Source organism: Shewanella sp. Isolate13 (genome assembly GCF_022398325.1).
Taxonomy (GTDB): domain Bacteria; phylum Pseudomonadota; class Gammaproteobacteria; order Enterobacterales; family Shewanellaceae; genus Shewanella.
In genome coordinates this window covers 112010-127818 of the sequence record NZ_JAKEVD010000008.1, presented here as the reverse complement: position 1 = coordinate 127818, position 15809 = coordinate 112010, and the positions used below count along the sequence as shown (strand labels likewise).

Sequence of the window (15809 nt, the reverse complement as noted above, 5' to 3'; positions counted from 1 at the left end):
TTTTCAGTACAGCTAAAAATAAAGCGCTACAGTAAGGGGGATAGTCTATGTACGAAGCTTTCGCGTTTGTGCTCTAACACCTTATTGTCCATTGATGATATTGCTTACCAAGTCGTAGAAAGCAGGGAGAGGTGCAGTCCTTTTAATCACGGCTATTTTACTCTCAATGCTTATGCCGTGGGGGTAAGAATTTCATCTACTTAGTGTATTTTTTGGTAAATTCATTCAACGCTCGCTCAGTGATTAAACCTTTATACAGATAGGTATTATACTGATTAATATCAGTTTGAGCCCAAGGAGCCTCCTATGAAGCTAAAATGGATTGATTCGTTAGAGATAGCACTGCAATTAATCGACAAATATCCGGACGTTGAACCTGAAACGATTCGGTTTACTGATCTTAATGAGTGGGTATTAGGCCTTGAGGCTTTTGATGACGATCCGACTCATTGTAATGAAAGAGTGCTAGAAGCCATCCAAGCAAACTGGATTGCTGAGAAGTGACGCATTAATGCTCAATGCGGTCAAAGTGTGACCTGCATCTTGTCTGACTTCCTTGGCGGGGGGAAAGCCGTCTTGTTTTGATCCGTATCAATAGCCCTATGGCAGATCCACTTTAGCCTAGCGTTATGTGGTGATTGATTTTAAGTTAAGCCATTAAATTACAATATCAAACAAAAAAGGAAGTTCGTATGCGTAAGTTATTACTAGCAGTATTGTTATTACCTATGTCCGTAATGGCACATGAGGGCCACGGTGGCGTGGGATTATTTCATCATTTTGTTGATCTTGCTCCTGCGATAGCCTTGCTAGCGGTACTTGCGGTAGGCTTTATTTGGGTTAAAAACCGCAAGTAATCAACTTTAGGTTGATTGGCTTCTATTGTCATTCAATTGTTTAGTAGTTGCTGTTTTATCTAATTAAACAGGTTGGAATCGCGATAAAGTGTGAGCCGCTCGCGATTTTTCCGTTTCGATATCGGACTTATCTCAACTAGATTGGGGCTTAAGGGTAGGCAATGGGCCTTTAATTTCGTATAATCCGCGCGAAAATTAAAACCCGTTTATATAAGAAGGAAGCTTTTCATGGCTATCGAACGTACTTTTTCTATCATTAAGCCTGATGCAGTTGCAAAAAACCACATTGGCGCTATCTACAACCGTTTTGAAACGGCTGGCCTGAAAATCATCGCTTCTAAAATGGTTCACCTAAGCCAAGAGCAAGCTGAAGGCTTTTACGCTGAGCACAGCGAGCGTCCATTCTTTGGTGCGCTAGTTGCATTTATGACTTCTGGTCCTATCTGTGTTCAAGTTTTAGAAGGCGAAAACGCTGTTCTTGCTAACCGTGAAATCATGGGTGCAACTAACCCAGCTGAAGCTGCTCGTGGCACTATCCGTAGTGATTTCGCTGATAGCATCGATGAAAACGCAGTTCACGGTTCAGACGCTGTAGCATCTGCAGAGCGTGAAATCGCGTACTTCTTCAGCACTGAAGAGCTATGCCCACGCACTCGTTAATTCGAATGTGTTAAACAAAAAAGGAGCCATTTGGCTCCTTTTTTGTTTTCAGTGGCTATCTTAGCTCATCAATTATACCAATTAGTATAAGAATCTGATCTACTCAGAGCGATTTTTGGCAAACCAATTCAAGGCGAATAGCTGCAATAATGGTGTTCCCTTATAAAGCTAGTCAACGCAGAAGTAGGCAGCCAAAAACGCTTCATAATGGCAAGTTTTAGCGGTTATGATGCAGTAACTCTTAATGAACAAAGAGCGAGATTAACCTCAGAACAACTATGCTCCTCAATCGTTGCGAGCTGCATGAGGGGAACTAATGTCATTAAAGCTGAAGCACGTAATGACCTTGCTTCAAAACCGCTAAACTCTCGTTGAGTGACTAAATGCTTATAGTGATTGGTATTGCTCGATCATGTCTATAGGTTGGTATTTTGCGTCAGAATGGCCATATTGTCAGTACTATCACGATAGAGCCATTAGGCTTCAGGAAAAGACGGCTAAGTTAATTTCAACTAATGGTAAAACTTAGTCACCATTCGCCATCGCTCACTTCAATATGTCAAACGTGACCATCTCTCAATATCGACTGCTTCTTCCTACCACAACTCTCAAACAATAAGTGCAAGCTTAGATAGATAACAAGATTACAATGTATTTTTGATAGCCAGTGACTAAGTCTCTGCTAGTAAGAAGGCATTGGCTTTGCACTTAGTGGATTTTTTAACTCTAGCTTCTACCTAGTTCACATAACAGTATGTACGATTAACTGCAATGCGTTGCTTTGGTGACTTATTATATCGATTTTATTTCAGTAAGTAGTTTTTTGGTTTTTTATTTGTTGAACTCATCACTAATCCTTCTGCTTTTTATTTCAGTGATGGTGGAAGGATCGTTTTAATTCTATTTAACTCCACATATTAAAAAATAACTAAAAAGCGCTCATGGCGTCATATTTGTTTTTAAGATGTTAATTTTTTCAATTAATGGAATCCGCTATTTTACAGAATAAAAATGAAAAGCAGGGGTGAATATCGCTGATACAAATAGAGGCAATTGTAATAAAAATGTTTATTTTGTATTGCGCTGGTTTTAACATTGTCTCGTGGGTTAATTGAGCTATTTCTTATATCTAAATCTCTACTGTTGAGTTTTTTTGCTGTTTTCTTATAGATTGGGTATTAATCGTTATGTTAATTCGATTAACAATTGTCACCATTGAGTAACATTTTAAATTTAATGCTGTTGTTAAAGTAATGAAGTTTATTGATTTATTTGTTACACAGGAAGCGTTGTTTAAGTGCTTGTTTTTTAAGTTTATTTCTGTTTTGTCTAGGTGCTATTGTTAAGTTGTTTGTATCAATTAATATCTTTATAGTTATTTTTATGTGATATCGGTTGACTTAAAAGTTAAATTTAAACAGTATTTATTGCGAAGTGATTAACTTCCTTTTAAAGAATAAAAAATAAATATAACTATTCTGGCATTTGATAATGCGGAATATGAGGGGATAAATATGAACTCAGTAACCTTAACCGCAAAAGCAGTACGTCGTAGCTTTATAGCCGCTGCCGCGACAAGTGTTGCTTTATCTGGATTTGCATTTGCAGAAGAAGCTGTAGATGAAAAAGTAGAACGCATCGAAGTAACCGGTTCGCGTATTAAGCAAGTTGATATGGAAACAGTTTCTCCAGTGACTGTTATTAATGCAGCTGATATTGCTATGACGGGTGAGAAAACAGTTGCTGACGTATTAAATAACTCGGCAATTAACAGTTTCGGTTCATGGCGTGGTACATCGGGCTATGGCGCGGGTGCAAGCTCAACAAGCAGTGTTAACCTTCGTGGTCTGGGTTCTTCTGCAACACTTGTACTGTTAGATGGCCGTCGTATGCCTGGTACCAGTTCTAGCTCTGGTTCTGTAGCTGATACATCATCTATCCCTATGGCAATTGTTGAGCGTATTGAAATTCTTCGCGATGGTGCATCGGCTGTTTATGGCTCTGATGCCGTAGCGGGTGTGGTTAACATCATTACCAAGAAAGAATTTGATGGTGTTCAGCTAGATTACAGCACTGAAATGCCTGAAATTGACGGTGGCGACGCAAATCGTTTATCTATCGCAACCGGTTATAACACTGACAAGGGTAACATCACCCTAACTTATGAGTATTACGGTACTGATGCGGTTATGGACCGCGATGTTTGGAACTTAGATGATCCTTCATATAACGCATATAGTAGCTTCAGCTCTGTTCCTAACTATAAGACTGCATCGGGTGACTGGGGAAGCAACCAGGAGATGTGTGCCGAGACTGAAAATGTTGTAGCAGACAGCGCTGGACGTTGTTTATACAGTTACGGTGAGGTGACTAAGCTTTTTGGTGATGTGACTCGTAACTCTTTGTTATCGAACTTCAACTATGAAATCACTGATGACATCCAGTTTAGAGGTCGTGCATCAGCTTCTTTAGCTGAAACTGAGACGCGCTATGCGGGTACGCCTGTATCGACTAACATCCCTACAATGAGTAAGGACAATATCTACAACCCAACGGGTGAAGATATCACTGAGATCCGTATGCGTTCAGTGCAGATCGGAGAGCGTGATACCCTCACTGAAACCAACAACTTCGATATTCTTGCAGGCCTTGTAGGTTATGCAGAAGTGGGCAACGGACTCGACTGGGAAGCGAATGTTCAGCATTCAACTTCGACAACTAATTCATTCAACTACAACCTAGTTAACGATAACTTAATCCAGCAAGGCATTGATTCTGAGAAGTATGATATTTTCAACACTTCTGGCATGAGCTATGCGGAATGGGATCAGCAGATGACTGAACTATATCGTAGTGCGGCTCACACTGGTGTTTATCAGGGTAAGTTTGAAAGTACTCAGCTTGATGGTTTGGTTTCAACATTAATCATGGAAAATGATAGTGTAACTCTTGCTATGGTCGCTGGCGCTGAGTATGAGATGATCGACTTTAAGCAAACCAGTGATCCTGAGTCTGCAGCGGGGATCATCTCAGGTGGTTCTGGTGGTGATGACGTCGATGCTACACGTGATCGTACCGCGGGTTACTTAGAATTCCAAATGGGCTTACCAGCTGATATTGAAGTGTCTGCAGCCGTTCGTTATGAGCGTTATGAGCAGGAAGGCACACTAACAGGTGCAGAAGGTGAAGTGGTTAATTCATCTACCTTCGATGCGGTTGTTCCAAAGTTTGGTCTGAGCTGGCGCCCAGTAGATTCACTACTTCTTCGTGCAAGCTATGGTGATTCTTTCCGTGCGCCTAACATGGGCGAGATGTTCTCATCACAAGCGCTAAGTTTTGAAAAGGCGGTTGATAGCCTATGGTGTAACACCCCAGGTAATGACGACGAGAACTACTGTAATACCAACAACCAGCATAAGACTTGGTACGGTGGTAACCCAAATCTAGAAGCGGAAGAGGGCAATTCATTCACTCTTGGTGGTGTGTGGAACGTAACCGATGATTGGAACATTGAACTTTCTTACTACTCAATCACTTATGACAATAAGATTGAATCAGTAAGTGTTGATGATATCTTACGTGATGAATTACGTGATGGTTCTTCTCCATATGTGACTCGTGGTCCAGACGGTCAGATTGAATACATCGAGTCTGGTGTACGTAACATCGCAACGGTTGAGACTTCAGGTATCGACTTTGTGACAGCATATAACCTAGAGACAGGTTTCGGTGACTGGAACTTTAAAGTAGATCTATCACACGTAATCGATTTCAAGAAGCAAGACGACGCTGAATCTGAAATGATTGATTACGCAGGTGTTGTCGATACGCCAGACTGGCGTGGTAACTTCGCCGCTTCATGGAGCTATGATGATTTCCAAGCAGCATGGACTACGGTATACATTGGCAGCCAGTCTGCAGAGTACTATCGTGAACTATCTGATTGGGATGGCTATGAAGACTACTCAAGCTACTTTAAGCACAACGTACAGTTTGCTTATAACCACGCGCTAAACGGTACGATTACTGTAGGTGTCAACAACGTGTTCGACGCTGAGGCGCCAAACTACTACACTTACGCCGATTACCGTGATGTGAATGTAGGTCTATACGATGTATTAGGTCGTACATACTACTTACGTATCAGCCAGAAGTTCTAATCTCAATTTGATACCATTAGTTCGGTAATCAAAGTTAGATAATAAAAAACCTCCGCATGTCGGAGGTTTTTTTATGGGGAAAACAAAATGCTCCAAGAGACAAAACCTTGTTCATTAAGTCGTGCATTCTGGTTTCGGAATTTAGCGGGAACAGATCTACAGTGTGGGTTACTAGTCAACGAAATTTCTTAAATGTGCCTACATAGCGACTTAACGAAGACATATTCTTATTTTAGATATGGATATAGATCACAAAAAACAATAATAAACACGTGTTACCTCCCATAAGCGTTTTGTGCTTCCTTTTTAGCATGGTTGCGGATTTCAGTTAAAAATTAATCAGTTAGATAAGCGTTTCATATCATGGTTATTCGCTGCACTTATGGTTTCAGCGTTTGGTTATTTGTCACAATGCCCGGCTTTATATAGATGAAATATATAAGGTTTAACACTTATATTTTGCTTAAAACTGCAAGTTCTTATGGGGGGGAATTGTAATGAAAAGAACTGGAAGTGGAGTGTTATTGGTCAGCTTGCTGCCAATCATGCCCGTATTTGCAGCTAATGCTGATTTACCTACAGACTCAAATACTAATATTACCAACACTAGCACATTTGTACCTGTTGAAACGCCGAATTGGTATGTTGGTGCTAGAGGTGGATTCTCTGAATTTCACGGTGCCTGTGCTAAAAATGCTATCGACTGCGATGATAACTCTATGGGTTACGGACTATATGGTGGTTATCAATTTAATGACTGGTTTGCCCTTGAAGCTGGGGCTACCAATTACGGCACGATATCGGCGCTATATCAAGGGGGCTACACCAAGGCGAATATGTCTGGTGCAGAGCTAACGGCAAAGTTTTCATATGGCTTAACCGAGCGCGTAGCCCTATATGCTCGATTAGGTGGAGCTTATCAATATATTGATAGAGAAACGTCATGGGCGGGTGACTCAAAACCATCTGGCTGGGGGCTAACAACCGCAGTCGGGCTTGATTATAAGCTAACAGAGCGTTTATCTGTTCGGGCTGAATATCAGTTTATAGGCGATGCAAATGATAATCGCGCATCTTCAGACGCTTACTTTGGTTCGCTAGGTCTAACCTATCGCTTTGGCTCCGCTGCAAGAGCTACCACAAGTGCTACCGTAAAAACCATTCCTGCTGTAATTACAACAAATGCAAATCCTGTTGTTGTGCCTGCCACGGTGACTCGAGTTTTATTGGATTCTGATTTTGACTCCACTTCGTTCCATGATGACTCTAATGAGTTACCACCATTGATTGAAAAAGCCAAACAAAGCCAAGGAACGGTCGTGATCACGGGTAATGCCGACAGTAAAGGTGTCATGGGATATAACCAAACCTTATCAGAGAAGCGTGCGCAAGCCGTTGGCAATCATTTAATTTCAAAAGGTGTGGATGCCGAGCGTATTACCGTTCGAGGCAACGGCGAACTTAGACCCAAAGCGAGTAATGACACTGCCGAGGGGAGAGCGTTGAACAGAAAAACAGAGGTAGAGTTTAAATCTAAAGCACACGTTAATACTGGAGAGCCACAATGAAACGATTAATACAATTTTTTTCACTGATGCTTATAGCAGTGTTAACCCTTACCGCATGCGGTAGCGATGATAAAGGGTTAGTAGCTGGACCAGATGAAAGCACAGTTGTGAGCTTACAAGTTACACCAGCCATTGCACAAAGCCCGGCAGGTTTAAGTTTGCAATACAAAGCGTTAGCAAAGATGAGTGATAACACTGTTGTTGATGTGACCACCGATAGCGCATTGTCTTGGAGCAGCAGCGACAGCAATATTGCAACTATCGACACCGATACAGGCATCGCAACCAGTGTTGCAGTCGGTACGGTCACCATTACTGCCTCGGGCAGTGTGGATGGTAGTACTTTTGCTGAGTCGGTAGAGTTGATCGTGACAGATGCAATCGTTATGAACCTACAAGTGACGCCAGCGAATACCAGTATTGCAGCTGGATTAGAGCAAGCCTTTACTGCACAAGCATTAATGTCAGACTCAAGTGTGCTAGATGTGACGACGAATGCTGCATTGTCTTGGAGCAGTAGCGACAGCAATATTGCAACTATCGATACCGATACAGGTATCGCAACCGCTGTTGCAATCGGTACCGTTACCATTACCGCCTCGGGTAATGCTAATGGCGCTGAATTTACTGCATCTGCTGAGCTGACGGTAACGGATGCCACTGTAACCAGTCTACAAATCACGCCAACTCAGGCTAGTGTGGTAGCAGGGTTAGAGCAAGCTTTTACTGCACAAGCATTAATGTCAGATTCAAGTGTGTTAGATGTGACCACCGATAGTGCATTGTCTTGGAGCAGTAGCGACAGCAATATTGCAACTATCGATACCGATACAGGTATCGCAACCGCTGTTGCAATCGGCACCGTTACCATTACCGCCTCGGGCAGTGCTAATGGCGCTGAATTTACTGCATCTGCTGAGCTGACGGTAACGGATGCCACTGTAACCAGTCTACAAATCACGCCAACTCAGGCTAGTGTGGTAGCAGGGTTAGAGCAAGCCTTTACTGCACAAGCATTAATGTCAGACTCAAGTGTGTTAGATGTGACCACCGATAGTGCATTGTCTTGGAGCAGTAGCGATACCAATATTGCAACTATCGATACCGATACAGGCATCGCAACCGCTGTTGCAGTCGGTACCGTTACCATTACTGCCTCGGGCAGTGCCAATGGCGCTGAGTTTACTGCATCTGCTGAGCTGACCGTCACGGATGCCACTGTAACCAGTCTGCAAATCACACCACTGGATGCCACTGTAGTCGCAGGGTTGGAGCAAGCCTTTACAGCGCAAGCGTTAATGTCAGATTCAAGTGTGTTAGATGTGACCACCGATAGTGCATTGTCTTGGAGCAGTAGCGATACCAATATTGCAACTATCGATACCGATACAGGCATCGCAACCGCTGTTGCAGTCGGTACCGTTACCATTACTGCCTCGGGCAGTGCCAATGGCGCTGAATTTACTGCATCTGCTGAGCTGACGGTAACGGATGCCACAGTAACCAGTCTGCAAATCACACCACTGGATGCCACTGTAGTCGCAGGGTTGGAGCAAGCCTTTACTGCACAAGCGTTAATGTCGGACTCAAGTGTGTTAGATGTGACCACCGATAGCGCATTGTCTTGGAGCAGTAGCGATACCAATATTGCAACTATCGATACCGATACAGGCATCGCAACCGCTGTTGCAGTCGGTACCGTCACCATTACTGCCTCGGGCAGTGCTAATGGCGCTGAATTTACTGCATCTGCTGAGCTAACGGTTACACCTGCTACCGTGACGACTATTGAGGTAACGCCTAAAGTAGGAAAAGTGCCTGAAGGAAAAACCTTAGCTTATACTGCCACCGCATTGTTTTCTGACGGTTCAACACTAGACGTGACGGCTGAAGCCTTGGTTTCTTGGAGCAGCAGTAATATCGCTGTAGCAACAATCGATAATGACACTGGCGTTGTTACTGGTGAAGCGATTGGTACTACAGATATCACTGCCTTAGCTGTATTTGAGAGCAACACATTTAAAGATACAGTGCCATTAAGTGTTATAGCGTTTATTCCTTATCACCGCCCCCTTTTGGCAAGTGAGACACACTTTGATGAGTCAGTCGACTCTAAAGAGTATATTGTTTATACCGACGAGTTCGGTAACCAAGTAACAGGCCCAACAGAGTATGGCTATGCAGCTTTAAAAGTAGAAACAGCAATTGATGAATGCCAAAGAAGAGGAAAGCAGCTAGTTTCTAACGCTAATCAATTTAATGACTATATGAATGAACACCATGCAGAAGCATCAACTTGGCCGTTAGTTCGTTTCTTTTGGACGTCAGAATTAGACACTGACGAGGTAGGTTCATGGTTTAATTATCGTTTAGCTATCGGTGAATTGGCAGGACCTGGAGGGTTTGAAATACGAGGGCAAGATCCAGATTCTAAGGCCTTTGTCGTATGTGAAAACTAACTTACTGGAGAACATAAGCGCCTCATATAACCACTGAGTATGATGTTTAGTCTAGTGAGTAATAGCACTTGGGATTAACCGCCACTACGTAGCTATAAACGATAAAAATGCCTCTAGTTAGTAGAGGCATTTTTTTATATATTTTTACTGAATGTCGAATAGTCATTTATGTTTGATGCTTTCTAGGTAGTCTCCAAGACAATGATGTCAACGTAGCTTTCTTATTTGAAGGACTAAGCTGAGATTGGAAAGTTGGTTTAGATACTTCAATTCTTAACAAATATGAAGAATTTGACCAAAACTGTGTAACTGTTGATTATCGCAGTTATATACATGGTGACGTATACGCTAAGCTAAATACTGACTTTAACTTAATAGTGACAGCTTCAGCCTTAGGTCGTACATACTACTTACGTATCAGCCAGAAGTTCTAACCTCAATTTGATACCATTAGTTCGGTAATCAAAGTTAGATAATAAAAAACCTCCGCATGTCGGAGGTTTTTTATGGGTAAATCGCGAGTAATTATAGCGAATGCGTGGCGAGTTAGAATTAATGATTAAGTCTTAACTCCTGCCTATGCTGCCGCTTGAATTGTCCACTACAGCTAATGCAACGCTGCTCTAACGGATCCTTAGCTAGCTGCTCGGGTTCGATATTACTCTCACAATCACTGCACACACCGTATAAACCAATCTCAAGCTGACAGCGAGCCGCATCGAGGCTCATCAACTTTAAAAACAGCGGGTGCTCGCACAGGTGAACATCAGTCATCACTTGAATGAGCTCACAAAGAGAATAATCATGCTGTTCCATTAGCTTGGCTTGCATTTCGGGGAGTGCACCAATCTTCGCTCTTAGTTCCGACTCGATCTCGGACAAGGTTTGTTTGATATGGTTTGTACTCACTTAGGTCGCCTACAATTATTAACTTTACGGCTTTTTAGTCTAAACATGCAGGCGTGATGCGTTATGACTAAGATCAATTCAGCGCTATATTTTGCGGATCTACTGCAATTAAATGCTAATTAATTCACTAAACGATCGTTTAAATCTTGTTATATCAGTGATGAGCTCATTATTTATTTTAAACATTCTTAGTGATTGAAACGCTTAAAAAGCTCACTGGATTGTCTATGTTGGCGATTTTAAGCGCTAAATTTCGTTACCTAAACCTTCTTGTGCACCTTGTAACACCTTGATGATCTCATCGGCTGTTTTATACACCCTTAACTCTCTAAACAGTTCATCGGCTTCTGGATATTGGCGATTTAGGTAGCTAAACCACTGCTTAATTCGCGCGGGATAATAGGTGCTTTTTCTGCCTTCTAATTCACGATTAGTGTAGTCAAGCATCAGGCCCAGAGATTGCTGCCAAGTGAAGGCTGCATCGCCCTTGATATGCGCAGCAAGGTTTGGCAGTGAAATCGCTCCACGTCCAACCATTACGCTATCACAACCTGTAACTTCCATGCAGCGCTGGGCATCGTCACGATTCCAGATCTCACCATTAGCAATGACTGGGATAGGTAACTTTGCATTGATGTCAGTGATATATTCCCAATAAGCTGGCGGTTTATAACCATCAACTTTACTGCGAGCATGTACGGCAAGTTCACTGGCACCCGCTTCATAAATGGCGAGTGCATTTTCCATATAGAGTGATTTATCGTTAAAGCCTAAACGGATCTTGGCCGTTACCGGCTGATCACTCGGCACGGCCTCGCGCATGGCTTTGACTACTTTATATAGTTGCTCTGGGTATTGCAGCATTACTGCACCACCGTTGCTACGGTTAACCATCTTTGCCGGACAGCCAAAATTAACATCAACGCCTTTTGAACCTAACTCCACGGCTCTAATGGCATTTTCTGCCATCCAATTGGGATCTTGGCCAAGTAGCTGCACTCGTACAGGCGTACCAGACAAGGTTTGGCCACCAGTTTGTAATTCAGGACAGATACGATAAAACACCTTCTCAGGTAGCAGTTGGTCCACAACACGAACAAACTCGGTGACCATAAGATCATAAGGGTTAATAGCAGAGAGGATCTCTCGCATTAAATCATCTACAACGCCTTCCATAGGCGCCAAAATTATTCGCACTGAACTGTCCAACATATCGGTATCTTTAAGGGCGCCGCATTCTACCTCATCTTAAACTCTCGGCCAAATAGACTGGGCTATTTTGTTTGTAAGCAATCGAGCGATGGCTCTGCTTTTGTCTTAATGTTAATGCTTCACAGCCTCATCAAGCTATGCAAGCAGTTACATGTTAATCAGATTGTAGAAAAAATTATGTTTAAACACTTAGATAAGACTAAGCTGACTCTCGGGTATTATTTGACCTATCAGCTTTCATGAGTCATAAATGTGATGGATGTAAAACTTTTGAAATTAAAATGTTGGTTAGCGGGTCTAGTTAAGCAAGCCAGCAAATTACCTTGTTGGTAACCGATCCAATGTTGATTATGTAAGAGGGAAGAGATCATGAAATTAGTAAATAAAACTGCAATCACTGTCGCTGTTGGTGCTGTTGTAATGGGAAGTGCATTGGCGACGAGTGTGCAAGCGGGCCCATTTGGCTATAGTGAGATGCAAGCCGGTTACCAGTTGCTTGAAGGTGAAGGTAAGTGCGGCGAAGGTAAGTGTGGCGCCGATAAGAAAAAGAGCAAAGAAGGTAAGTGCGGCGAAGGTAAATGCGGCGCTGACAAGATGAAAGCTAAAGAAGGTAAGTGTGGCGAAGGTAAATGTGGTGCCGACAAGATGAAAGCCAAAGAAGGTAAGTGCGGCGAAGGTAAATGTGGGGCTGACAAGATGAAAGCCAAAGAAGGTAAGTGTGGCGAAGGTAAATGTGGTGGTGAGAAAAAAGCAAAAAAAGAAGGTAAATGTGGTGAAGGTAAGTGTGGCGGTGCTAAGTAAATCGTCTTGATAGTTGAACGGGCCAGCTCGAGCTGGCCCTATTTGTATAGTTGATCCGATGTAAGCAGGCAACAGTATGACAAATGGCAGCAAAGTGAATAAGGGACAGGTTGGATTAGGCCTTAGGCGAGAGATGTTAGATGAGTTTTGCCAAGGCGTGCCTTCAGAAATCGACTTTTTCGAGGTAGCACCCGAAAACTGGATGACGTTAGGAGGCAAGTTTGGTCGTCAGTTTAGAGAATTGACCGAAAAGCACGAGTTTTACTGTCATGGTTTATCTCTATCAATCGGTAGCCCTGCGCCGCTTGATGTTCAGTTCGTCAAAAACGTTAAAGACTTTTTAGACCTGCACCAGATGAAAGTCTATTCAGAGCATTTGAGCTACTGTTCTGGGACGGGTCATATGTATGATCTAATGCCAATTCCCTTTACATCAGAAGCGGTTATGCATGTGGCGAAGAGAGTGAAACAAGTGGAAGACATTATTGAAAGGCCGTTAGTGTTGGAAAATGTTTCCTTTTATGCCGCCCCTAGTGCCGAGATGTCGGAAGCTGAATTTGTTACAGCGGTAATGGAAGAGGCCGACTGCAAGATGCTCTTGGATGTTAATAACATCTATGTCAATTCAATTAACCATCAATATGATGCGCTTGAGTTTTTAAAAGCGATGCCGACTGAGAGGATCGCCTATCTACACATTGCCGGACATTATGAAGAGGCTGAGGATTTAATCGTTGATACCCATGGGGCTGATATCGTTGATCCTGTTTGGAAACTACTCGAAGAGTGTCACCAGTACCATGGTGTGTTTCCTACGTTATTAGAGCGCGATTTCAATATCCCTAAAACCAGCGATTTATTACTGGAAATTAATCAAATTCATGACTATCAAAATCGACACGTTGCGAGTTTGAAAAGGAGTGCCTAATGAACTTTGTTGATGTTCAGCAGAACTTTATGGATTACATTAAAGATCCTTCTCACCCCTTACCTGACGGCATCGAGGCGCGCCGTATGAAAATCTATCGAGAGTTATTTTTCAATAATCTTGATGGTTTCATCTCCAATGCTTTCCCAGTACTAAAGAGTCTCTATAACGAGCAAGATTGGCTAGATATTGTCCAGAAATTCTTTGCAACTCACGACTGCCGTACTCCTATTTTTATTGAGATCGCTCAAGAGTTTTTGCTTTTTTTGCAAACAGAATACCAAGCGACTGAAACTGATCCGCCATTTATGCTCGAACTGGCTCACTACGAGTGGTTAGAGTTGGTGGTGGCCGTTGCTCAGGATAATCATCAGCAGAAGCTTATTAAAGGCGAAGAACCTTCATTAGAGCGTATTAGGTTATGCGTTTCAGCAACATCTCATATTGCACAATATGCGTATGATGTGCAGCACATTAGCCCTGATTATTGCCCTAAAGAACCGAGTGAAGCACCTCAGTACTTTTGTATTTATCGCGACTTAAGTGAAGAGGTTCGATTTTTACAGTTAAACCCATTAACTGCTCAGGTACTCGCTTATCTGTCACAGTATGAGAGCTTAAGCTATGGGGAGCTGCTAGATTGGTTGATACAAACTTTTCCCCAAATTGAAGCAGATGTTTTGAAACAAGGTTGTTTACAGTTACTTACTGACTTGAGCTACAAGGGGATAATTAAAGAGTTTATCGCTCAATAGGCTTCCCATTCCTAAATCGGATCTCTATAATGACCGCAAAAATTGATCTAGATCAATTTTGCGGTCAACAATAATAAGAGAGGAAGCCATGAGTCAGCCGTTTAAAGACCCATTTAACATTGTTTACTTTATTAGCTTTATTCTTGTAATGCTTATCCCAACATTACCCGCTAGCTTATCTTGGTTAAAGGTTATGGGCTTAATTTAATCCGATTTTAAGCCAATCTCGGTTATACTGGCCACTCGATATTGAGTGGCTTTTTGTTTTTTAGGATTGATTGATGGCGTTAAAGCGTGGCTTTTTTCTTGTTTTTGGACTTTGCAGCTTAGCCTTGGGGCTGTTAGGTATTCTGTTACCCGTATTGCCTACCGTGCCGTTTATTTTACTTGCAGCCTATTGCTTTGCCCGCTCTAGCGATAGACTTTATCAATGGCTTATGAGTCACCCTTGGTTTGCTGATGCATTGCAAAACTGGCAGGCGCAGGGGGCTATCCGCAAAAGCTTAAAAAAGAAAGCCTATATAGTAAGTGGCTTGAGTTTTTTTACCAGTATCGTGATTGTTCCTCTGATCTGGGTAAAAGTGATGTTGGCTTGTCTCGGTACCGGTTTAATAATCTATTTGAGAAGTATTCCTGAAATCGACGGATGATATTTCACTGTATTGTTTCATCATATTGAAACTTAAGCGCAATTGTTGCTTACCTGTAACCGTCTCCCCCTAAAAGAACAATCGGCAAATAAAATACCCTAGACTGAGACTACACTTCTCGCGTTAGTAGGTTGCAACTCATCATAAAGCGGCTTAAGCTTGGTGCCGATTTTTACACTTCGATGACATCTATACTGGCATAATCAAATTTGGGGCTGGGGATGTCAGCAAACTAAAGTAGATTAAGTAAAGAATTATGGTAATGAATACTGACAGCTTGGCACTAATAAAGAACAGCATTAAAACCATCCCTAACTATCCTAAAGAGGGGATCTTGTTTAGAGATGTGACTAGCTTATTAGAAGATCCACAAGCCTATAAACTCACCATTGGCCTTTTAGTGGACCACTATAAAGATCAAGGATTTACTAAAGTTGTCGGTACTGAAGCGCGCGGCTTTTTGTTTGGTGCGCCGTTAGCGCTAGAATTGGGCATTGGTTTTGTACCCGTTCGTAAGCCTGGTAAGCTGCCAAGAGAGACGATTTCAGAGAGCTATGAGCTTGAATATGGTCATGACGTACTAGAGATCCACGTTGATGCGATTAATGCCGAAGATAAGGTATTGGTTATCGATGACTTACTTGCAACTGGCGGCACTATCGAAGCGACAGTTAAACTTATTCGTCAGTTAGGCGGAAGTGTAAACGATGCCGCTTTCGTTATTTCATTGCCAGACCTTGGTGGTGAGCAGCGTCTTGAGAAGATGGATCTTAAGTTGGTGAGCCTTTGTGAGTTCGATGGCGAATAAGCCATTAGGCTGCTGTCACACGCAGCAGTGCTAAAGAGTCGA

The 15809-nt window shown here is 42.5% G+C and carries 13 protein-coding genes; 11 read left to right on the top strand and 2 right to left on the bottom strand.

Annotation, left to right across the window (positions count from 1 at the left end; translation table 11 throughout):
* Window positions 1–306: 306 nt before the first annotated feature.
* From iscX to L1D44_RS07675, 6 genes are all read left to right on the top strand, one after another.
* Window positions 307–504 carry a Fe-S cluster assembly protein IscX gene (gene iscX / locus L1D44_RS07700; RefSeq protein ID WP_220771126.1) on the top strand — a complete coding sequence of 66 codons (198 nt, stop codon included), beginning with the start codon at window positions 307–309 and terminating at the stop codon, window positions 502–504.
* Window positions 505–692: 188 nt separating this feature from the next.
* Complete coding sequence (locus L1D44_RS07695) at window positions 693–857, top strand: hypothetical protein (RefSeq protein ID WP_239889597.1); 165 nt, start codon at window positions 693–695, stop codon at window positions 855–857.
* A 228-nt stretch (window positions 858–1085) separates the two neighbouring features.
* Window positions 1086–1517 (top strand): nucleoside-diphosphate kinase, encoded by a 432-nt coding sequence (gene ndk / locus L1D44_RS07690; RefSeq protein ID WP_202719959.1) that lies wholly within the window; start codon window positions 1086–1088, stop codon window positions 1515–1517.
* Window positions 1518–3031: 1514 nt separating this feature from the next.
* Window positions 3032–5677 carry a TonB-dependent receptor gene (locus tag L1D44_RS07685; protein WP_239889596.1) on the top strand — a complete coding sequence of 882 codons (2646 nt, stop codon included), beginning with the start codon at window positions 3032–3034 and terminating at the stop codon, window positions 5675–5677.
* Between the two features lie 497 nt (window positions 5678–6174).
* On the top strand, window positions 6175–7245 hold the full coding sequence (locus tag L1D44_RS07680) for an outer membrane beta-barrel protein (protein ID WP_239889595.1): 1071 nt from the start codon (window positions 6175–6177) through the stop codon (window positions 7243–7245).
* Complete coding sequence (locus L1D44_RS07675) at window positions 7242–9704, top strand: Ig-like domain-containing protein (protein ID WP_239889594.1); 2463 nt, start codon at window positions 7242–7244, stop codon at window positions 9702–9704. The genes L1D44_RS07680 and L1D44_RS07675 overlap by 4 nt, the downstream gene beginning before the upstream one ends.
* Before the next feature lie 552 nt (window positions 9705–10256).
* Here the strand turns inward: L1D44_RS07675 and L1D44_RS07670 are convergent.
* Together L1D44_RS07670 and dusC are read right to left on the bottom strand one after the other, a co-directional pair.
* Window positions 10257–10613 carry a TraR/DksA family transcriptional regulator gene (locus tag L1D44_RS07670; protein WP_239889593.1) on the bottom strand — a complete coding sequence of 119 codons (357 nt, stop codon included), beginning with the start codon at window positions 10611–10613 and terminating at the stop codon, window positions 10257–10259.
* Between the two features lie 246 nt (window positions 10614–10859).
* On the bottom strand, window positions 10860–11810 hold the full coding sequence (dusC, locus tag L1D44_RS07665) for a tRNA dihydrouridine(16) synthase DusC (RefSeq protein ID WP_239889628.1): 951 nt from the start codon (window positions 11808–11810) through the stop codon (window positions 10860–10862).
* A gap of 384 nt (window positions 11811–12194) precedes the next feature.
* Between dusC and L1D44_RS07660 the strand changes: the two genes are divergently transcribed.
* The 5 genes from L1D44_RS07660 (at window position 12195) to apt (ending at window position 15767) form a co-directional block, all read left to right on the top strand.
* Window positions 12195–12626: a hypothetical protein gene (locus L1D44_RS07660; protein ID WP_220770884.1), complete on the top strand. Its 432-nt coding sequence runs from the start codon at window positions 12195–12197 to the stop codon at window positions 12624–12626.
* A 76-nt stretch (window positions 12627–12702) separates the two neighbouring features.
* Window positions 12703–13554 (top strand): DUF692 domain-containing protein, encoded by an 852-nt coding sequence (locus L1D44_RS07655; RefSeq protein ID WP_239889592.1) that lies wholly within the window; start codon window positions 12703–12705, stop codon window positions 13552–13554.
* Window positions 13554–14309 (top strand): putative DNA-binding domain-containing protein, encoded by a 756-nt coding sequence (locus L1D44_RS07650; RefSeq protein ID WP_239889591.1) that lies wholly within the window; start codon window positions 13554–13556, stop codon window positions 14307–14309. The genes L1D44_RS07655 and L1D44_RS07650 overlap by 1 nt, the downstream gene beginning before the upstream one ends.
* Before the next feature lie 281 nt (window positions 14310–14590).
* Window positions 14591–14959 (top strand): YbaN family protein, encoded by a 369-nt coding sequence (locus L1D44_RS07645; protein WP_239889590.1) that lies wholly within the window; start codon window positions 14591–14593, stop codon window positions 14957–14959.
* Window positions 14960–15215: 256 nt separating this feature from the next.
* Window positions 15216–15767 carry an adenine phosphoribosyltransferase gene (apt, locus tag L1D44_RS07640; protein ID WP_220770880.1) on the top strand — a complete coding sequence of 184 codons (552 nt, stop codon included), beginning with the start codon at window positions 15216–15218 and terminating at the stop codon, window positions 15765–15767.
* Window positions 15768–15809: the final 42 nt, after the last annotated feature.